The organism is Microbacterium pratiae (genome assembly GCF_047302165.1).
Taxonomy (GTDB): Bacteria; Actinomycetota; Actinomycetes; order Actinomycetales; family Microbacteriaceae; genus Microbacterium.
In genome coordinates this window covers 1,136,169-1,155,612 of sequence record NZ_CP154843.1, presented here as the reverse complement: position 1 = coordinate 1,155,612, position 19,444 = coordinate 1,136,169, and the positions used below count along the sequence as shown (strand labels likewise).

15 protein-coding genes are annotated in these 19,444 nt (G+C 70.8%); 4 read left to right on the top strand and 11 right to left on the bottom strand.

The window, feature by feature from the left end; translation table 11 throughout:
* Positions 1-6 precede the first annotated feature (6 nt).
* The 4 genes from AA0Y20_RS05395 to AA0Y20_RS05380 all read left to right on the top strand — a co-directional run bounded on the left by AA0Y20_RS05395 (position 7) and on the right by AA0Y20_RS05380 (position 5,689).
* On the top strand, positions 7-2,058 hold the full coding sequence (locus AA0Y20_RS05395; RefSeq protein ID WP_412937909.1) for a bifunctional aldolase/short-chain dehydrogenase: 2,052 nt from the start codon (positions 7-9) through the stop codon (positions 2,056-2,058).
* 97 nt (positions 2,059-2,155) lie between these two features.
* A complete protein-coding gene (locus AA0Y20_RS05390) occupies positions 2,156-3,583 on the top strand; it encodes a rhamnulokinase (protein WP_412939708.1) in 1,428 nt (475 codons plus the stop codon).
* 175 nt (positions 3,584-3,758) lie between these two features.
* Entirely contained in the window at positions 3,759-3,980 is a 222-nt protein-coding gene (locus tag AA0Y20_RS05385) for a hypothetical protein (RefSeq protein WP_412937908.1), read from the top strand.
* A gap of 98 nt (positions 3,981-4,078) precedes the next feature.
* Complete coding sequence (locus tag AA0Y20_RS05380) at positions 4,079-5,689, top strand: DHA2 family efflux MFS transporter permease subunit (RefSeq protein WP_412937907.1); 1,611 nt, start codon at positions 4,079-4,081, stop codon at positions 5,687-5,689.
* Here AA0Y20_RS05380 and AA0Y20_RS05375 read toward each other — a convergent pair.
* The 11 genes from AA0Y20_RS05375 to AA0Y20_RS05325 all read right to left on the bottom strand — a co-directional run bounded on the left by AA0Y20_RS05375 (position 5,673) and on the right by AA0Y20_RS05325 (position 19,294).
* Positions 5,673-6,518, bottom strand: coding sequence for a transglutaminase family protein (locus tag AA0Y20_RS05375; RefSeq protein ID WP_412937906.1), 846 nt, complete (start codon positions 6,516-6,518; stop codon positions 5,673-5,675). The genes AA0Y20_RS05380 and AA0Y20_RS05375 overlap by 17 nt on opposite strands.
* The gene (locus AA0Y20_RS05370; protein ID WP_023952605.1) at positions 6,515-7,447 is read right to left on the bottom strand and encodes an alpha-E domain-containing protein; all 933 of its coding nucleotides are present in this window, start codon (positions 7,445-7,447) and stop codon (positions 6,515-6,517) included. The genes AA0Y20_RS05375 and AA0Y20_RS05370 overlap by 4 nt, the downstream gene beginning before the upstream one ends.
* On the bottom strand, positions 7,441-9,120 hold the full coding sequence (locus tag AA0Y20_RS05365) for a circularly permuted type 2 ATP-grasp protein (protein ID WP_412937905.1): 1,680 nt from the start codon (positions 9,118-9,120) through the stop codon (positions 7,441-7,443). The genes AA0Y20_RS05370 and AA0Y20_RS05365 overlap by 7 nt, the downstream gene beginning before the upstream one ends.
* Positions 9,121-9,302: 182 nt before the next feature.
* Entirely contained in the window at positions 9,303-10,796 is a 1,494-nt protein-coding gene (locus tag AA0Y20_RS05360; protein ID WP_412937904.1) for a cellulase family glycosylhydrolase, read from the bottom strand.
* A gap of 58 nt (positions 10,797-10,854) precedes the next feature.
* Positions 10,855-12,477, bottom strand: a complete 1,623-nt coding sequence (locus tag AA0Y20_RS05355; protein WP_412937903.1) for an FAD-dependent oxidoreductase — start codon at positions 12,475-12,477, stop codon at positions 10,855-10,857.
* On the bottom strand, positions 12,474-13,520 hold the full coding sequence (locus tag AA0Y20_RS05350; protein ID WP_412937902.1) for a LacI family DNA-binding transcriptional regulator: 1,047 nt from the start codon (positions 13,518-13,520) through the stop codon (positions 12,474-12,476). The genes AA0Y20_RS05355 and AA0Y20_RS05350 overlap by 4 nt, the downstream gene beginning before the upstream one ends.
* Positions 13,517-14,611: an ABC transporter ATP-binding protein gene (locus tag AA0Y20_RS05345; protein ID WP_412937901.1), complete on the bottom strand. Its 1,095-nt coding sequence runs from the start codon at positions 14,609-14,611 to the stop codon at positions 13,517-13,519. The genes AA0Y20_RS05350 and AA0Y20_RS05345 overlap by 4 nt, the downstream gene beginning before the upstream one ends.
* Complete coding sequence (locus AA0Y20_RS05340) at positions 14,608-15,651, bottom strand: ABC transporter ATP-binding protein (RefSeq protein WP_412937900.1); 1,044 nt, start codon at positions 15,649-15,651, stop codon at positions 14,608-14,610. Before AA0Y20_RS05340 ends, AA0Y20_RS05345 begins: the two co-directional genes overlap by 4 nt.
* A gap of 1 nt (position 15,652) precedes the next feature.
* Positions 15,653-16,573 carry an ABC transporter permease gene (locus AA0Y20_RS05335; protein ID WP_023952618.1) on the bottom strand — a complete coding sequence of 307 codons (921 nt, stop codon included), beginning with the start codon at positions 16,571-16,573 and terminating at the stop codon, positions 15,653-15,655.
* Position 16,574: 1 nt separating this feature from the next.
* The gene (locus AA0Y20_RS05330) at positions 16,575-17,654 is read right to left on the bottom strand and encodes an ABC transporter permease (RefSeq protein WP_412937899.1); all 1,080 of its coding nucleotides are present in this window, start codon (positions 17,652-17,654) and stop codon (positions 16,575-16,577) included.
* The gene (locus AA0Y20_RS05325; protein ID WP_412937898.1) at positions 17,651-19,294 is read right to left on the bottom strand and encodes an ABC transporter substrate-binding protein; all 1,644 of its coding nucleotides are present in this window, start codon (positions 19,292-19,294) and stop codon (positions 17,651-17,653) included. Before AA0Y20_RS05325 ends, AA0Y20_RS05330 begins: the two co-directional genes overlap by 4 nt.
* Positions 19,295-19,444 lie beyond the last annotated feature (150 nt).

Genomic DNA, 19,444 nt, shown 5'->3' with positions numbered 1-19,444 from the left:
AAAGCCATGACCTCCGCCACAGCCGCCGACCTCATCGCGCGCAGCAACCGCCTGGGCTCCGACCCCGCGAACACCAACTACGCCGGGGGCAACACCTCCGCCAAGGGCACCGACATCGACCCCGTCACCGGCGAGCCCGTCGAGCTGCTGTGGGTCAAGGGGTCGGGCGGTGACCTCGGCACTCTGACCGAGTCGGGGCTCGCGGTGCTGCGGCTCGACCGGATGCGCGCGCTGGTGAACGTGTACCCCGGTGTCGAGCGTGAAGACGAGATGGTCGCCGCGTTCGACTACTGCCTGCACGGCAAGGGCGGCGCAGCTCCCTCGATCGACACCGCGATGCACGGACTGGTGGATGCCGCACACGTCGACCACCTGCATCCCGACGCCGGCATCGCCATCGCGACCGCCGCGGACGGCGAGGCGCTCACCGCGAGAATCTTCGGCGACGGCACCGGTTCACAGCGTGTCGTGTGGGTGCCGTGGCGGCGACCGGGCTTCCAGCTGGGCCTCGACATCGCCGAGATCAAGGCGCAGAACCCGCAGGCCATCGGCTGCATCCTCGGCGGGCACGGCATCACGGCGTGGGGCGACACGTCGGATGAGGCGGAGGCGAACAGCCTCTGGATCATCGAGACCGCGCAGGCCTACATCGACGAGCACGGCGCGGCCGAGCCCTTCGGCGGCGTGCGCCCCGGCTTCGAGGCACTGCCCGAGGCCGACCGCCGAGCCCGCGCCGCAGCCCTCGCCGCGACGATCCGCGGCATCGCCTCGACCGACAAGCCCATGGTCGGCCACTACACCGACGCCGACGTCGTGCTCGACTTCCTGGCGTCCGAGAAGGCTCCCGCCCTCGCCGCGCTGGGCACGAGCTGCCCCGACCACTTCCTGCGCACGAAGGTCAAGCCGCTCATCCTCGACGTGCCCGCGACCGCATCCGTCGACGAGCAGGTCGCCCGCCTGCACGAGCTGCACGCCGAGTACCGCGCCGACTACCAGGCGTACTACGACGCGCACGCCGACGCGTCGTCGCCGGCGATCCGCGGCGCGGACCCGCTCATCGTGCTGGTCCCGGGCGTGGGCATGTTCTCGTATGGCGCGAACAAGCAGACCGCCCGCGTCGCGGGTGAGTTCTACGTCAACGCGATCAACGTCATGCGCGGCGCCGAGGCCCTCTCGACCTACGCACCGATCTCGGACGCCGAGAAGTTCCGCATCGAGTACTGGGCGCTCGAAGAGGCGAAGCTCCAGCGGATGCCGAAGCCGAAGACCCACCAGGGTCGCATCGCGTTCGTCACGGGCGCGGCATCCGGCATCGGCAAGGCCATCGCGACCCGACTCGCCGCCGAGGGCGCGTGCGTCGTCGTCGCCGACCTCGACCTCGAGAAGGCGCAGGCCGCGGCCGCCGAGCTCGGCGGCACCGACGTCGCGATCGGCGTCGCAACCAACGTCGCCGACGCCGACGGCGTGCAGGCCGCGATCGACGCGACGCTGCTGGCGTTCGGCGGCATCGACCTCGTCGTCAACAACGCCGGGCTGTCGCTGTCGAAGCCGCTGCTGGAGACCACCGAGAAGGACTGGGACCTGCAGCACGACGTCATGGCGAAGGGCTCGTTCCTCGTCGCCAAGGCGGCGGCGAAGGCGCTCATCGAGCAGAAGATGGGCGGCGACGTCATCTACATCTCCTCGAAGAACTCCGTCTTCGCCGGGCCCAACAACATCGCGTACTCGGCGACGAAGGCCGACCAGGCCCACCAGGTGCGGCTGCTCGCAGTCGAGCTCGGCGAACACGGCGTGCGCGTGAACGGCATCAACCCCGACGGTGTCGTGCGCGGCTCGGGCATCTTCGCCTCCGGCTGGGGCGCCAACCGCGCCGCGACCTACGGCGTCAACGAGGAGGACCTCGGCCAGTTCTACGCCAACCGCACGATCCTCAAGCGCGAGGTGGTCCCCGAGAACGTCGCCGACGCGGTCTACGTGCTGACCGGCCCCGAGCTCTCCCGCACGACGGGCCTGCACATCCCCGTGGACTCCGGCGTCGCCGCCGCCTTCCTCCGATGAACGCGTGGGCTCGAGTGCACGGCTTCGCGCCGAGTGCACGGCATCCGCACGGTCCGAGGTCGTGCACTCGGCGACAGGCCGTGCACTCGCGGGAAGGATGCCGCGCGTGAGCGCGTCGGGGGACGTCGCGGCGGTCGATCTCGGGGCCACCAGTGGGCGAGTCATCGTGGGGCATGTGGGGGCTGACACGCTGCGCACCGAGACGGTCGCGCGGTTCGCCAACGACCCGGTGCATGCCGGCGACGGCCTGCACTGGAACCTCGTGGGCATGTACGGCTCGGTGCTGGGAGGGCTGCGCGACGCGTTCCGCACGACCCCCGGCATCGCGTCGATCGGGGTCGACTCGTGGGCCGTCGACTACGCGTTGCTGCGCGGCGGGCGGATGCTGGGCGAGCCGTTCCACTATCGCGACGAGCGCACCGCCCGCGGGGTCGAGAGCGTCCACGCGCGCTTCCCCCACGCCGAGCTGTTCGAGCGCAACGGCCTGCAGTTCCTGCCGTTCAACACGCTCTACCAGCTCGCCGCGGAGGACCCCGAGGTGCTCGCGTTCGCCGACACCGCGCTGCTCGTGCCCGATCTCGTCGGGTACTGGCTCACCGGCGAAGCCCGCGCCGAGCAGACCAACGCATCGACGACCGGGCTGCTGCGGGTGCTGCAGGCGTCGTGGGACGGGGCCCTCGTCTCGGCGCTCGGCATCCCCCGCGGCATCCTTCCCCCGCTCATCGCGCCGGGTGATCGGCTCGGTGCGCTGCGTGCGGACGTCGCGGCGTCGATCGGAGCACCCGAGGGCACGCCCGTCACCGCCGTCGGCTCGCACGACACCGCTTCGGCCGTCGTTGCCGTGCCGATGCAGCCGGATGCCGCGGCCTACATCTCATGCGGCACGTGGGGGCTCGTGGGGGTCGAGGTCGATCACCTCGTGCTCAGCCGCGCCGCGCTCGAGGCGAACTTCACGAACGAGGGCGGTGTCGACGGACGCGTCCGTCTGCTGCACAACGTCATGGGTCTGTGGATCCTGAGCGAGGCCGTGCGGCAGTGGGAGCGCCGGGAAGGGCACCGCATCGACCTGCCGACGCTGCTCGATGCCGCGCGCGAGGCCGACGGCGTCGTCTTCGACGTCAACGACCCGCGCTTCCTCGCCCCCGGCGACATGACCTCGCGCATCGACGTCTGGTGCGCCGAGCACGATGTCGCGTCGCCCCGGACCCGCGCGGAGTACACGCGGTCGATCGTCGAGTCGCTCGCGCAGGCGTTCGCCGACGCCGTGGCCGACGCCGCGCGCCTGGGCCGGGTCGACGTCCGGACGATCCACGTCGTCGGGGGCGGCGCGCTGAACGAGCTGCTGTGCCAGCGCACCGCCGACCGCGCCGGAATGCCGGTGCTGGCCGGCCCCGTCGAGGCGACGGCGCTCGGCAACGTGCTCGTGCAGGCCCGCGCCGCCGGTTTCGTGTCGGGCTCGCTCGAGGCCCTGCGCGACCTCGTCGCCCGCACCCACGAGCCGCGCCGGTACGAGCCCCGCGTCTAGCCCGTCCGGCCGTCGGTGGCCGATACATTCGTCGGGCCCGCGGTGCGGGAGTGGCCTCGAACAGCTGTCGAGACGACACCAGCCACAGCAGTCCGACGAATGTATCGGCGACAGGCGCGTCGATCCGGTGTCAAGGGGTGCCGCGGGCGGCGACGGCGAGCGTAACGTCGCGGCCATGAGCAGCCATGACACCCCGGCCGGCGGCGCCGGCGACAGCGCGAACCCGTCCGACGAGCCCACCGGCGACCGGCACCTCGACGACCCCAGCTCCGAGCAGTCGATCACCGACGACGCACCCCGCGGCGGCGACGCGACGACCGAGGAGGAACTCACGGCGGACAACGCCGCCGAGGAGGACATGCTGAAGACCCTCGACCCGGGCGACCCGCCCGCCTGACGAGTGTCATGCCGCGGCCGGTCCCCCTCGGGGCCGGCCGTTTCGCGTTGCGCGAAGCCCCTCTTGCTTCCGCGATTTTGCTAGCTATTCTAGCAATTATGGCAACCTCGTCACGCCGCCGCTGGGCGGGACTCGTCTTCATCAGCATCGCTGTGGCGCTCATCATCGTGGACTCCACGATCGTGAACGTCGCCGTGCCCTCGATCGTCGACGACCTCGGCATCACGTCGACCCAGGTGCAATGGGTGCAGGAGGCGTACACCCTCGTCTTCGCCTCGCTGCTGCTCGTCTTCGGCAGCATCGCCGACCGCGTCGGCCGTCGCCGGATGCTGCTGACCGGCGTGGTCGTGTTCGCGCTCGCCTCCGTGGGTGCCGTGGTCGCGGCGAGCGGCGACCTGCTCATCCTCGCCCGGTTCGTGCAGGGCGTCGGCGGGGCGATGATCCTGCCGACGACGCTGTCGCTCCTGAACGCGACCTTCCGCGGCCGCGAACGCGGCATCGCCTTCGCCGTGTGGGGATCCACGATCGGCGGCATGGCCGCGGTCGGGCCGCTGCTCGGCGGCTGGCTGACGACGACGTTCTCGTGGCACTGGGCCTTCGGCATCAACATCCCGCTCGGCATCCTCATCATCGTGGGCGTCCTGCTCACGGTCGATGAGTCGCGCGGCGGCTCCGCTCGGATCGACGTCGTCGGCGCCGTCCTGTCGGTCATAGCCATGGGCGCCCTCGTGTTCGGCCTCATCGAGGGACGCACCTACGGCTGGTGGACGGTCGATCAGCGCCCCGAGCTCTTTGGCGCGTCGTGGCCGGGGGACCTCTCGCCCGTGCCGATCGCGTTCGCGCTCTCCGCCGTCGCGATCGCCGCTTTCATCGCCTGGGGTGTGCACCGCCGCCGGGCCGGCCAGCCGACGCTGCTCGCCTTCGGACTCTTCGGCATCCCCTCCTTCCGCAACGGCAACCTTGCCGCCCTCGTCGTCGCGCTCGGCGAGTTCGGCATCATCCTGGCGCTCCCCCTGTGGCTGCAGTTCGCGCTCGGGTTCGAGGCGGTCCAGACGGGCCTCGTGCTGCTCGCCCTCGCCGCGGGCTCGTTCGTCGCGAGCGGGCTGGCCGGTGCGCTCTCGGGCAAGGTGGCGCCCGTCTGGATCGTTCGCGCGGGCCTGGCCGCCGAGATCATCGGGGTCGGCGGCGTCGCCCTCGTCATCGCCCCCGACGCGACGTGGGGCCCGCTCGTCCCGGCGTTGTTCGTCTACGGCGTCGGCGTCGGCCTCGCCACGGCGCAGCTGACCGGCGTCGTGCTCGCCGACGTCCCCGTCGCCGAGGGCGGGCAGGCATCCGGCACGCAGTCGACCGCTCGCCAGCTCGGCGCAGCGCTCGGCATCGCGATCCTCGGGACCATCCTGTTCTCGACGACCTCCGGTGCGCTCGCGGCACGGCTCGACGACCGCGGCATCCCCGCGGAGCAGCGTGATCAGGTGGTCAGCGCCGTCGTCGAGAGCGCGGGCGGAGCGATCGCGGGCCTCGAAGCCTCACCGCAGACCGCCGACATCGCCACCGACGCGAAGGCCGCCCTCTCCGACGGTACGCGCGCCGCGAGCTTCGCCGCGGCGGGCTTCCTCGTGCTGGGCCTCGCCGCGACGGCATCCCTCGGTCGGGGCACCCGCCGCGAGCGGGACGAAGCGGATGCCGCGGAGGTCAGGCCTCGCGCGTGATGGTCACCGTCACGTGCAGGGCGCTCTTGTAGGGCCCGGCGAACACTCCCCGCAGCGGCGGGACGTCGTTGTAGTCGCGGCCGCGACCGACCAGCACGTGACGATCGCTGATCTCGACGTTGTTGGTGGGGTCGAAGCCCTGCCAGTCGCCCGCGAACCACTCGATCCAGGCGTGCGACTCGCCCGTCACCGCGACGCCGACCTGGGCGTCGGGGTCGGGGTGCAGGTAGCCCGAGACGTAGCGCGCCGGGATGCCGACGCTGCGCAGTGCGCCGAGGGTGATGTGCGCGATGTCCTGGCACACGCCCTTGCGCTCCGGCCACGACTCCGCGGCGGTCGAGTGCACTCCGGTGACGCCGGGCATGTACTCGACGGCATCCCCGATCGCGATCGCGATGGCGTGCGCGGCCGGTCCCGGTTCGTCGTACGACGCCGCGATCTCGTGAGCGAGCTTCACGACCTCGGGATGCGGCGCGGTGCGGGCCGTCTGACCGAGCTGCTCGACCGTGTGGATCGAGCGTGCGGTCTCGTCGGCGAGCTCGTCCCACGAGGTCTGCCGGTGCTCGATCGGACGGGGGCGCACCTCGACGAGCGATCGGGCCGTGATTGCGAGCGAACGGTGCGCGGCGAGCACGTCGAACGCGGCGACCCGGGTGCCGAAGTAGTCGACGTAGTGGTTGACGGCCGTCGTCGGGTCGATGTCGAGCTGCGAGCTCAGCACGAACTGGCTGTCGGTCGAGCTCGGCAGCATCCGCGCCTCGTTGTACGACGCGGCGACGTCGCCGGGGTAGGTGAATCCGGTGGTGTGCTCGATGCGCAGGCGCTTCACGAGGTCTCTCCGATCCAGTTCGGCTCGGCCGCGGTGGGGAAGAAGCGGCTGCGGATCGCCTCGGACGCCTCGCGGGTCACCTTCTGCACGTTGTCCATGTGCTCGGGAAGCTCCGAGAGGATCTCGCCCAGCGGCCGGTACTCCAGGTCGTTTCGGATGCGGCCGAGGGCGCGCAGCACCGCGTTGGAGTGCCCCACGCGGTCGGCGACGGGATCGATGGCGCTCATGCACTCCTCCGCGCGCTGGATCGAGTGGATGATCGAACGCGGGAAGAGGCGGTCGAGCAGCAGGAACTCCGCCGCGTTGCGCGCGCTCGGCATGCCGCGGTAGGTGCGCAGGTACGCCTCGTACGCACCGCACGAGCGGAGGATCGTCGTCCAGGACGGGCCGGACTCCTCGGTCAGCGACCGGGTCGCGAGCAGCCGGGCCGTCATGTCCGTGCGTTCGATCGATCGTCCCAGCGTGAAGAACTGCCAGGCCTCGTCGCGGCTCGTCGACGAGTCGGTGACGCCGACGGCGAGCGCCGCGCGCTCGCGCACCCAGTGGAAGAACTCATGCACCTTCTCGGCGTTCAGACGCCGCGGCATCCGGGAGTAGGTCGTGTTGAGGGTCTCCCACAGCTCGGTCGAGACGATCTCGCGCGCGCGGCGGGCGTTCTCGCGGGCCGACTGCAGCGAGTAGGCGATGCTCGACGGGTTGGTGCGGTCGACCGCGAGCCGGGTCAGCACGTCCTGACGGGTCACGGTGTCGAGCCCTTCGGGCGGGAAGGAGCCCATGACCGACAGGAGCGACCGGCACGCGGTGTCCTCGTCGATCCACGGGTCCTCCAGCAGCAGCTGCAGGTGGACGTCGAGGATGCGGGCGGTGCCGTCGCTCCGCTCGATGTACCGTCCGATCCAGAAGAGGCTCTCGGCGATCCGGCTCAGCACGTCGCACCCCCTGTCGGCTGCTGCTCCTGTTGCTGCTGCTGCTCCTGCTGCTCGCTCAGGCCGCCCGGGTGGTCCTGCGGCGAGTGGGCCGGCTCATCCTGCTCGTCGTAGATGATGGGGATCGCCTGCGTCGACGCCTGGTCGGCGACGAGTCCGGCGAGGTTGCCCTGGCTGTACTCGGCCGTGCGCGGCGCATCGCCGCCGACGACCCAGGTGTCCTTCGAGCCGCCGCCCTGACTGGAGTTGACGACGAGCTGGCCCTCCGGCAGCGCGACGCGCGTGAGACCGCCCGGAAGCACCCAGACCTCTTCGCCGTTGTTGACGGCGAACGGCCGCAGATCGGCGTGGCGGGGGCGCATGCCGTCCTCGACGAGGGTGGGGATCGTCGAGAGCATGACGACGGGCTGCGCGATCCACCCGCGCGGGTCGGCGAGCAGCTTCTTGCGGAGCTTCTCGAGCTCGGCCGGAGAGGCGTCGGGGCCCACGACGAGCCCCTTGCCGCCCGAGCCGTCGACCGGCTTCACGACGAGCTCGTCGAGGCGGTCGAGCACCTCTTCGAGCGCCCCCGGGTCTTCGAGCCGCCAGGTGTCGACGTTCTTGAGGATGGGCTCCTCCGCGAGGTAGTAGCGGATGAGGTCGGGAACGTAGGTGTAGAGCAGCTTGTCGTCGGCGACGCCGTTGCCCACGGCGTTGGCGATCGTGACGTTACCCAGGCGCGCAGCGAGCATGAGGCCCGGGGCACCGAGCATGGAGTCGGCGCGGAACTGCAGCGGATCGAGGAAGTCGTCGTCGACCCGGCGGTAGATGACATCGACGCGCTGCGGGCCGCGCGTCGTGCGCATGAACACCTTGCCGCCCGAGCAGACCAGGTCGCGGCCCTCGACGAGCTCGACGCCCATGAGGCGCGCGAGCAGCGTGTGCTCGAAGTAGGCGGAGTTGTAGACGCCCGGGGTCAGCACGACGACGTTGGGGTCGTCGACTCCGGGCGGGGCGGAGGCACGCAGCGCCTGAAGAAGCTTGTTCGGGTAGTCGCCGACGGGACGCACCCGCATCGAGACGAACAGCTCGGGCAGGGTCTGCGCCATCACGCGTCGGTTCGAGATGACGTAGCTGACACCCGAGGGCACGCGGACGTTGTCTTCGAGCACGCGCATCTCGCCGTGCTCGTCGCGGATGAGATCGATGCCCGAGACCTGGATGCGCACGCCGTTGGCGGAGCGAATGCCGGCGGCCTGCCGGTAGTAGTACTGCGACGAGGCGATGAGCTTCGCGGGCAGCACGCCGTCGCGGACGCAGAACTGGTGGCCGTAGGCGTCGTCGAGGAACGCCTCGAGCGCGCGCACGCGCTGCTTCACGCCCGACTCGACGTGCGACCATTCGTCGTAGTCGATCACGCGGGGCACGGCATCCAGCGGGAAGGGCCGCTCCTCGCCCGCGAAGTCGAAGGTCACGCCCTGCGCGAGGTACGAGCTCGCGAGCGACTCGGTACGTCCGCGGAGCTCCTCCTGGGTCATCTGCGCGAGCGCCTGATACAGCTCGCGGTACGCCGCGCGCGAGCTTCCCGGGGCCGGCATGGTGCCCGAGACCTCGAACATCTCGTCGTACGGCGGCACCCCCGTCACGGTCTTGCGCGGCGTCAGCGTCGAGCCGTATCCGTCGAAGAGGTCACCCATGGATGCGAGCCTAATCCGGGCTGTGTTGCGTCAGTATTTCCCGCTCGGTTTCGTTCGCCGTGTTGACATCCGACGCGTCGGTCGGGGATACATCGGTCGGACCTGTGGTGCTGGTGTCGTCCCGCCCGGGGCGGGAGCACACACCAGCACCACCGGTCCTGCAGGTGTATCGCGGAGGCGTGTCAGCCGCGCACGGCGAGCTCGTAGACGCGAGCGATCTTGGCCTCGGTGGTCGAGGCCGAGGGGTTCGTGACCACGAGACGCACCGCCTCGACCCCGTCGACGCCGATCGCGACCTCGCGCGCAGCCTGCGTGTTGCCGGTGACGGCGGCGACCTGCTGCCAGCCCGCCGCGGTGCGGACCTCGACCGTGAAGTCGACGAGCACGACGCCGGTTCCGGCCCCGCCGCCGAACCCGCTGTACACGCCGAGCGAGCTCACCCGCTGCGGCGCGGCCAGCTCGATCGTCGCCGTCGGCGTCGCGTCGCCCACCGCTGAGAGCCACCGGCCGGCGTCGGTGCAGTCACCGTCGACGAGGCGCGAGCCCGGATACGCCGCGGAGTACGTCGACGACACCGTGACCGCGGCCCCGAGGCCGTCGTGCGAAGCGCACGGCGAGACGTTGGGCAGACCGCCCAGCCAGTCCTTCACGAACTGCCCCTGGTGCTCGCCGCCGAGGATGTTCCAGTCGTAGTCGAACATCTGCGGCTTCCAGAAGTTGTCGAGGATCCATGCCTGCCACCCGATCCACGGGCGCGCGTCGAGGTAGGCGCGGAACGGGACACCCCAGTTCGTCGTGGTTCCCGCCGTGATGCTGTCGGAGAACTCCCCCGGCGGGTTCCATCCGAACTCGGTGATCACGACGGGAATCTGCTGGGCCGCGTTGCCGAACTTGCTGTCGAGCAGCGCCGTCGTGGGCGCCCCCTGGTTGGGGTAGATGTGGAAGACATAGGCGATGTTGCCGCCCGCGATGGGGTCGCTGACGGCGCCGTTGACGAACGTGCTCCACTGGGGCGAGCCCATCAGCAGCAGGGTGTCGGGCGCCGTCTCCCGGATGCCGTCGACGACGGGCTGGATGTAGGCCTTCCACGTCGCCCAGCTCGCGGGGTTGATCGGCTCGTTGAACACTTCGAAGACGACGTTGGTCACGTCGCCGTACTGCGGCGCGATGTAGTCCCAGAAGCGCTCGACCGTCGAGCGCGGCACGGCGCCCGCCCCGTCGCCGTAGTCGCGGACGAGGTGCAGGTCGATGATGAGGTAGATGCCGAGGTCGACGGCCTGCTGGACGTACGGCGCGATGTACTCGGCGTCGTAGGCGGCGAGGTCGGTGGTCACGGAGATCTCGGTGACGGGCAGGCGCACGACCTTCGATCCCCAGGCCGCGGCGAGATCGATCATCTCGGAGGTCGGCCGCGAGTCGCAGTAGTCGCAGAGGTCGTTCTGCTCGGGAGCGAGCACCGACACTCCGCGCAGGGCGACGTCTGCTCCGGTGGCGTCGACGACGCGGTTCCCCTGCGTCGACAGCGCGGGGAGCGATCCGTCGGCGACGGCCGCGGGGGGCGCGACCCACGCGAGGCCGGCGATGAGCGCGACCGCCGAGACGACGGCGCCGAGACGGCGTCGCAGGCGCCCGCGTCGACGCGCGACGGGATGGGGCGGGTGGGAGAGAGGGGGCATGGATCCGTCCTTCCTGACACGTGCGCCGGCCTCGTCGCCGACGTACGATCCCGACGCGTCAGCGCGACGGGACGATTTCGCGGGCTCGTTCCCGCGGCTTCCAGTGGTGCGTGCGCACCTCTTCCGGCCAGCGCAGCGTGATGCCGAGACGGTCGGTCAGCACCCGGCGCAGATCGTCGAGCAGTCGCGGCTGGGCCCGGACGGCGCGTGGGGGCACCCGCTCGGCGAGTGCGACGGCCGCGAGTGCGGCGACGGCCTCGCCGATGCTCCATTCGACCGGATGCAGGCGGTAGCAGCCGTTGGTGATGTGGGTCGAGCCGATGTTCTTCGCGGCCGGCAGCAGGTTGTCGACGCGCACCGGCAGCAGTGCGCCCAGCGGGATCTGGAACGGGTACGACTCGATGTCGACGTAGGTGCGCCCCGCCGTCGAGGGATGCAGATCGATGCGGTAATGCCCGAGCCCGACGCTGTCGTCGAACACGGCGCTTCCCGCTCCCGCGCCGCGGGCCTGCACGCCGACGTGCTGCTCGAGCACGCGGAACTCGGTCACCGCTCGCCGCGCCTCGCGGATGTAGACGCGGTCGGCGTATCCGTCGGCGGTGCCGGTGACGTCGCCGCGCAGGCGGAGACCGGGGTACCCGGTGCCGCCGTCGTGCCGCGGCGCCTCGGTCTGCATCCAGTAGAGGAACGACTGCGACAGCTCGCGGCTCGCCGCCCGCGCCCGATCCGCCGCGGCCGCGTCGACGCCGAGAAGGGGCGCCTCCCAGTAGTCGATCTGCGGCCAGTTGACGAGCGTCACGTCGGAGATGCCGCCCGTAAAGTTCTCGGCGGCGAGCACGCGGCGATACCGCCAGAGATCGAAGGGCACGTCGGGGGTGTCGACCTCCTGGAAGAGCGGGCGGGTCCGTTCGTGCAGCCCGATCGGCTCGATGTCGGTCCACGACAGCTGCGGTCCCGGCCAGAAGGAGTCGACGTGCGTCCGCCAGTGCTCGTAGCGCGCGGGGCGATCGCCTACATGGTCCTCGCCCTCGCGGTGCTCGATCGCGAAGCACCACGAGACCGCCTGCTGATCCATCGGGTCGGCGACCGCGGGGGCGTGCAGCTCACCGGTGTCGTCGACTCCCTCGGCGCCGATGACGTGCTCGACCCGTGCGAGCTCGAGCAGGTCGCCGAGCTCGGTGGCATCCACCACGATCGGCGCCGTCAGCACCGTCTCCTCCCCGGTCCGGCTGCGGACGACCACGCCCTCGACCCGATCGCCCACGACGTCGACTGCGACGGGCTCGTGGTCTCGGAGCACCCGAAGTCGCCCGGTCGCGAGCCACGGCGCGAGCATCTCGTCGATGACCGCGTCGGCGACGCGCGGCTCGTGGCAGAGGCGGCTGACGATGCCGCGTCCGGGGTTGAAGATCGGCTCGGCGGCGGCCGCGGGCGTGACCGGATAGTTGCGGCGGTAGTAGTCGCGGACCCGGCGACGGAACTCGGCGTAGCTCGGCGATGTCGTCGGCTGCTCGATCCAGGCGTGCTCGTCGGGCGGCACCGCCTGCGAGGTGAGCTGCCCGCCGAGCCGACCGGACTCCTCGGTCATCACGACCCGCAGGCCCAGACGCGTCGCGGTGATCGCCGCGGCCACCCCGCCGACGCCGCCTCCGATGATCAGCAGGTCGATCGACTCGGTCATGCTCGTTCCTCCCTGACGCGGGCGGCCGTGCCGCCTGCGACCACCTCGCACGCGACGAACGTGCTCTCCCTGGCGGCATCCGGATCGTCCACCATCTCGATGAGGCGGTCGACGGCGAGCCGGCCGATCTCCTGGCGCGGGATGCGGAGATCGTCCCACCGCAGGTCCGCGGCGCTCGTGTCCTCGAGGACGGCGACCGAGACGTCGCCCGGGATGTCGACCCCGAGCTCGGTCAGTCGGCTGCGGAGCTCGACCGCCACCCGCTCGCTCTCGGCGACGGCGGCGGTGCAGCGTCCGGCGGCGAGAGCCGCGACGACCTCGTCGGGAACGCCCGCGCGGCCCTCGCGGAATCCGGGTGACGCGTCGGCGATACCGAGGCGGGTGACCGCCTCCGCATAGCCGGCCCGGCGGTCCTCGTACGGTTCGACGTCGATCGAGTCGCGCAGGTACGCGAGGTCGCGATGCCCGAGGGCGTGCAGACGCTCAACGATCTCGGATGCCGCCGCACGGTAGTCGGGGATGATGCACGGGATCGCGGCTCCGGGGACGTCGCGACGACCGATGTGGATGAAGGGGTATCCCTCGCGCCAGAGCTTCGCAAGCTCGTCGCGGTCGGGCGAGACGCCCAGGAGGACGCTGCCGTCGGCGATGCGCAACCGGTTCGTCTCGTCGCGGTAGATCCGCCGTCCGCCGGCACCGTCGCCCGTCGAGCTGAACAGCACGAGGTCGTGGCCCGTCTCCTCGGCCCGCTGCTCGATGCCGAGCAGGAACTCGACGTAGAAGCCTTCGCGGGCGTTCGGGAAGAGCGGCTCGAACGTGTGCACACCGAGCAGTTGCGTGCGTGAGCCACGGAGATTGCGCGCGACGGGGTTGGGCACGTAGCCGAGCTCGGCGATCGCCTCGTGGATGCGCTGACGCGTCTCGTCGGGGATGCGCGCGGCGTCGCCGCTGATCACGCGCGACACCGCCGACTGCGAGACGCCGGCGAGGCGGGCGACGTCGGACTGGCGGATCGAGCGCGGGCGGGTGCTGGGCGTGGTCACGAGACCTCCTCGGTCAGGGTGCGGGAGACGAGCTGCGTCATCGACGAACCGGCGAGCTCGTGCCCGCGACCGACGTCGTGCAGCCAGCAGTCTGCGCCATGGTCGGGCCCCACGACGATCCGAGGCGGACGCGTCGTGCGGCACTGCTCCATCGCGAACGGGCACCGCGGGTGGAAGCGGCATCCGCTCGGCGGGTCGATGAGGCTGGGCGGCTCGCCGAGGTCGTCGGCCGACCCGAAGACGGCGTCGCGATCGCGATCGGCATCGCCCTGCGGGTCGGGCGACGACTCGATGAGCAGCTTCGTGTACGGATGCTGCGGGTCGGCGATCACCGCCTCCTTCGGGCCCATCTCGACGATGCGGCCCGCGTACATCACGACGATGTCGTCACAGAGGTAACGGGCGCTCGCGATGTCGTGGGTGATGTACAGCAGCGCGAGACCGTCCTCGCGGCGGAGCCGGTCGAGGAGGTTGAGCATCTCGAGCCGGATCGAGACGTCGAGCATCGAGATCGGCTCGTCGCCGAGGAGGACGCGCGGCTCGACGGCGAGGGCGCGAGCGATCACGACGCGCTGGCGCTGGCCGCCCGACAGTTCGTGCGGGAACTTCTCGAGGTAGTCGTCGGCGGGCGTGAGCGCGACGCGTTCCAGCAGCTCCCGCGCGCGGCCGAGCCGCTCGGCGCGGGAGAGCCCGCGGTGGTGCAGCCGGATCGCCCGGTCGATGTTGTGCCGCACGCGGTGCAGCGGGTTGAGCGACCCGAAGGGGTCTTGGAAGATCAGCTGCACGGCCTTGCGATAGGCGAGCTCGGCCTGGCCGGTCGGGCGTTCGACGGGTCTCCCCTCGAGGCGGATGCTGCCCGAGGTGGGTTCGTAGAAGCGCGCGAGCAGCCGCGCGAGCGTCGTCTTGCCGCTGCCGCTCTCGCCGACGACGGCCGTGACCCGCCCGGGGACGAGCCGGAGGGTGATGTCCTCGACCGCGTGGACGGTCGCCTTGGCGCCGAGCCCCGAGGTGACCGTGAAGTGCTTGGTGACATCGACGGCCTCGAGCACGGGCGCGGATCCGATGGGCTTCGTCGTCGTGGTCTCGGTCATGAGCCGACCTCCTCGGGTTCGCGCAGATGGCAGGCGACGGACCGCTCGCCGTGCGGGGTGAGCTGCGGCAGCTCCGACCGGCAGCGGTCGAACGCGTGGGCGCAGCGCGGCGCGAACGGGCAGCCCGCGGGGAGCAGACGCAGGTCGGGAGGCGTTCCCGGGATGCCCTCCAGACGCTCGATCGGAGCATGCAACGGCGGGAAGGAGTCGCGGAGACCCTGCGTGTACGGATGCAGCGGTGAGCGGTAGATCTCGCGCGACGCCGCGAGCTCGACGATGCGACCGGCGTACATGACGGCGATGCGGTCGGCGAGCTCCAGGAGCAGTGACAGGTCGTGCGTGACGAAGACGACGGCGAACCCGAGCTCGCGCCGCAGCCGGAGCACCTGCGCGAGGATCTGCCGCTGCATGACGACGTCGACCGCCGTCGTCGGCTCGTCCATGACGACGAGCTCGGGCCGGCAGGCGAGAGCCAGCGCGATCGTCGCGCGCTGCCGCATCCCGCCCGACAGCTCGTGCGGGAAGCTGCGCGCCCGGTCGGCCGAGATGCCGACGAGCCCGAGCAGCCGCCGCGCCTCGTCCCAGGCCGCGGCCCGGCTCATCGAACGGTCGTGCGTGCGCAGCACGTCGACGAACTGCTCTCCGACGCGGGTGACCGGGTTGAGCGCGTCCATCGCGCTCTGCAGCACGATCGACAGCCGGGTCCAGCGGAGCCCCCGCAGCCGCCGCGGGGTGAGCCGCACCAGATCGATGCCCGCGCCGCCCTCGCGGGGGTGGTAGACGACGCTTCCCGCCGTCGTCACGGCCGGCGGCCGTTGCAGCCGGGTGAGCGCCGTGATGAGCGTCGACTTGCCCGACCCCGACTCGCCGACGACCCCGAGGATCTCGCCCCGCTGCAGGTCGAAGGTCACGTCGGCGCACGCGCGCACCGCGCCCGTCGCACCGGCGTACTCGACCGCGAGTCCCCGCACTTCGAGCAGCACGTCCGAGCCCGCGGCATCCGAGGGCGCGTCCGGTCGTCTCTCCTGGATCATCGTCATGTCATGCCCTCTCTGCACCGGTCGTCTCGAGCACGGCGGCCTCGCGGCGCACCGAGGCGGTGCGCTTGGCGACCCGCCGGCTCGCCGCCCGCAGCTTGGGGTTGGCGAGCTCGTCCACGCCGAAGTTGATGAGCGCGGCGGCCGTGCCGACGAGCGCGATGCACAGCCCCGGCGGCACGAACCACCACCAGAGCCCGCGCAGCACGGCGCTCTGCTGCTGCGCGGCCTGGATCATCGTTCCCCAGCTGATCGCCGACGAGTCGGAGACTCCGAGGAAGGCGAGGCCCGCCTCGGCCATGACGGCGCCGATGAGGCCGCCGAGGAACATCGAGGCGATCCAGCCGTACAGGTGCGGCAGCACCTCGACGAAGATGAGGCGGCGATGCGGCTCGCCCAGCATCCGCATGGCCTGGACGAAGTCGCGGTTGCGCACGCTCATCGCCTGCGCCCGCAAGGTGCGCGCACCGCCGGCCCAGCCGAACACCCCGATGATGATCGCGATCATGACCAGGCCCGTGCCCTGCAGGTAGCCGGCGACCACGAAGATCAGTGGCAGCACCGGCATGACGAGGAAGATGTTGGTGAGGAAGTTCAGCAGGTTGCCCGTCGTGCCGCCGAAGTAGCCCGCCGGCACGCCGACGACGATCGCGATCGCGGTGCCGATGGCCGCACCGAGGAACCCGACGAACATCGAGCCCCGGGCGCCTTCGATGACCTGGGCGAGCACGTCCTGGCCGAACTGGGTCGTACCCAGCGGATGCGCGGCGCTCGGCGGCGCGGCGATCGCCGAGATGTCGTTGGCGCGGGCGTCGAGACCCAGCGCCGACAGGAGCACGGGGCCCAGCAGCGCGAGCAGCACGAAGAACGCCAGCACCACGACTCCGAAGAGCACCTTGCCGTTGCGGAGCAGGGAGGCGCGCATGTCAGCTCTCCTCTCGGACGCGCGGATCGAGCCACACGTACAGCGAGTCGGCGATGAGGTTCGCCAGCAGGACGGTGAGGGTCACGAGCAGGAACACGCCCTGCATGACCGGATAGTCGCGCTTCTGCAACGCCGAGAACAGCAGGTATCCGATGCCCGGGTAGCTGAAGACGATCTCGGTCAGCAGCGCCCCGCCGACCACGCCGCCGAGCGCCATCGCGAAGCCGGTGAACTGCGGCAGCATCGCGTTGCGCGCTGCATAACGCCAGCGCACGCGCGCGGGAGAGAGGCCCTTGGCCTGCGCGAGGAGCACGTAGTCCTCGCGCACCGTCGTGACGGTCATGTTGCGCATGCCCAGCATCCATCCGCCGAACGCCGAGAAGATGATCGTCAGTGCGGGCAGCGCCCCGTATTGCATGACGCTCAGCAGGAAGGCCGGATCGAGCGAGATCGGCAGGTTCGGGTCGTATCCGCCCGAGAGCGGGAACCAGCCGAAGACGAAGCCGAACAGCCACAGGGCCAGCAGCGCGATCCAGAAGTAGGGCACCGACGAGACGAACGTGATGAACGGCGTCATGATCGAGTCGAACCGCGACCCGGCCCGCCATCCGACCGCGACTCCGAGCATCGTGCCGAGCACGAACGAGATGACCGTCGTCGTGCCTACGAGCAGGAGCGTCCAGGGCAGGCCCGCGCCGACGAGGTCGGCGACCGGCACCGGGAAGTTCGAGATCGACACCCCGAGGTCGAATCGCGCCAGCTGGCCGATGTAGGCGCCGTACTGCTCGAACAGGTTCTGATCGGGATTGCCGAAGAGCCCGCGGATCGACACCAGCGCCTCCGGCGCCAGCGCCTGACCGCTCACCCGTTCGAGCTGGTCGATGATCGCCGCCGACGGGTCGCCGGGCATGAGACGCGGGATCACGAAGTTCAGCGTGATCGCCGACCAGGCGGCCACCAGGTAGAACCCGAGGCGCTTGAGGAGGAAGGCACCGCTGCGCCGGCGGGGCTTCCGGCGCGCCGAGACCTCGGCCAGGGCCGTCGTCGTCGTGGGCGTGGGAGCCCCGCCGAGCGCGGTCATGACGCCGGCTTCAGCGAGAGCAGGGTGCGGACGGTGTCGGGCCCGAGGCTCGGGAAGGGCACGGCGTCAAAGTCGTCGGGCGTCGGCCAGCCGGTCCAGTGCGTCGCGTTGATGTCGACGAACCAGTACGAGTTGTACAGCGGGCTGAAGGGCACCTCGTCGACGACGATCCGCTGCATCTCCTGTCCGAGAGAACGCAGGGTGTCCTCATCGGCCGCCCGGGTCATGTCCGCCAGGATGCGGTCGGTCTCGGGATCGTTCCAGCGCCCGACGTTCGTCGCGGCGGCCGTGCCGAGGGGCTCGACGTACCGGCTGTCGAGGAACCCGTAGACGCCGTAGACCCCCGCGCCTCCGGTCGTGGCGATCGTCAGGTCGAAGTCGCCCGTCTTCTGCTGGTCGTAGAGAGTCGCACCCGGGGCCCCCGCCGGAGCGACCGAGATGCCCAGCACCGACTTCCAGCCGTTGATCATGATGTCGGCGTACGCGTTCCATCCGAAGTCCTGGTTGAACGACAGGCGGGGCGAGTACCGCTGCCCGTCCTTCTCGAGGGCGCCGTCGACGACCGTGAAGCCGGATGCCGCGAGTGCGGCCTGCGCCGCGGCGGCATCCACGTCCTGCACGACACCGCGGTACTCCGGCGCGATCCAGTCGGCGTAGATCTGGTCGACGAGGCCCGTGGGGCCGGCCTCGGTGCCCGGCCGGTTGAGCGTCGCGGTGATGTCCGATCGCGGGATCGAGAGGGCGAGCGCGCGCCGCAGGTCGGCGTTGTCGAAGGGCGGCTGCGCGGTGTTGTACATCATCGAGTAGGCCCCGCCGGTGGCGTAGAGCTGGTACAGATTGGTCTCGGGGCTCTGCGCGACGAACTCCTCCTCCGCACCCGCCCACGAGGCCGGCGCCCAGTCGACGTCGCCGCGGAGCAACTGGGCCTTGACGGCCTCGACGTTCGTCGCGAGCACCTTGAGATAGGTCATGGGCATCTGCCCGCCCCAGTAGTCGTCTCGCGCCTTGAGCGTCACCTGCTGGGCCGCGAACGCGTCGACCGTGAAGGGACCCGTGCCCACGGGGTCGGGGTTCGTCCAGCTCATGAGGTCCTGGTCGCGCCAGATGTGCTCGGGGACGACGGGCAGCGAGCTCGATGCGAACTGGTTGAGAGCGGCGAACGAAGGCTCGGCGAAGTCGACCTGGACCGTGTCGTCGTCGATCTTGCTCACCGCCTCGTAGGTCACGCCGGCGAGGTTGAGCTCGGGGCGTTCGAGCGGGAGCGAGAGCGAGTAGACGACATCGTCGGCATCCATCGTCTCGCCGTCCGAGAACGTCACATCGGAGCGCAGCTCGATCGTGAGCGCGGTGCCGGCCTCGTCGAACTGCAGCGATTCGGCGAGCCACGGCTCGACGACGGCGCCGTTGGCGTAGTCGATGCGGGCGAGCGGCTCGTAGATCAGCTCGGCGTTGGGGGCCTTCTCGGTCGCGGGGCCGAGGACGTTGTAGTTGCGGACGTAGGTCGTGCCGCCGTCCGACTTGCCGTAGATCAGCGTCTCGGCGCGGGCGGCGGTGTTCGTGGCGGTGCCCGGCGTGCAGGCGGCGAGAGCGAGCGCCGCCGTCGCGAGGGCGGCGGTGGCGGCGATTCGGGAAGTGCGCATTCCGGTCTCCTGTGACGTGGCGTGCGATTCCGACGGTCATACGTATGAGCGTCGGTCCGTAGAAGAACGACGATGTGCTTCTACGTATGACCAGCACGGTAGCGGGCGCAGGGCGACGGTGTCAACGGTCATTTCCGGCTCAGTGGCGAT

Coding starts and splice junctions, on each gene's coding strand:
- AA0Y20_RS05330 (WP_412937899.1), bottom strand. CDS start 17,654: ATGACCGCGCTCGGCGGGGCTCCCACGCCCACGACGACGACGGCCCTG.
- AA0Y20_RS05355 (WP_412937903.1), bottom strand. CDS start 12,477: ATGACCGAGTCGATCGACCTGCTGATCATCGGAGGCGGCGTCGGCGGG.
- AA0Y20_RS05340 (WP_412937900.1), bottom strand. CDS start 15,651: ATGACGATGATCCAGGAGAGACGACCGGACGCGCCCTCGGATGCCGCG.
- AA0Y20_RS05390 (WP_412939708.1), top strand. CDS start 2,156: ATGCCGCGCGTGAGCGCGTCGGGGGACGTCGCGGCGGTCGATCTCGGG.
- AA0Y20_RS05345 (WP_412937901.1), bottom strand. CDS start 14,611: ATGACCGAGACCACGACGACGAAGCCCATCGGATCCGCGCCCGTGCTC.
- AA0Y20_RS05360 (WP_412937904.1), bottom strand. CDS start 10,796: ATGCCCCCTCTCTCCCACCCGCCCCATCCCGTCGCGCGTCGACGCGGG.
- AA0Y20_RS05335 (WP_023952618.1), bottom strand. CDS start 16,573: ATGCGCGCCTCCCTGCTCCGCAACGGCAAGGTGCTCTTCGGAGTCGTG.
- AA0Y20_RS05385 (WP_412937908.1), top strand. CDS start 3,759: ATGAGCAGCCATGACACCCCGGCCGGCGGCGCCGGCGACAGCGCGAAC.
- AA0Y20_RS05325 (WP_412937898.1), bottom strand. CDS start 19,294: ATGCGCACTTCCCGAATCGCCGCCACCGCCGCCCTCGCGACGGCGGCG.
- AA0Y20_RS05365 (WP_412937905.1), bottom strand. CDS start 9,120: ATGGGTGACCTCTTCGACGGATACGGCTCGACGCTGACGCCGCGCAAG.
- AA0Y20_RS05380 (WP_412937907.1), top strand. CDS start 4,079: ATGGCAACCTCGTCACGCCGCCGCTGGGCGGGACTCGTCTTCATCAGC.
- AA0Y20_RS05395 (WP_412937909.1), top strand. CDS start 7: ATGACCTCCGCCACAGCCGCCGACCTCATCGCGCGCAGCAACCGCCTG.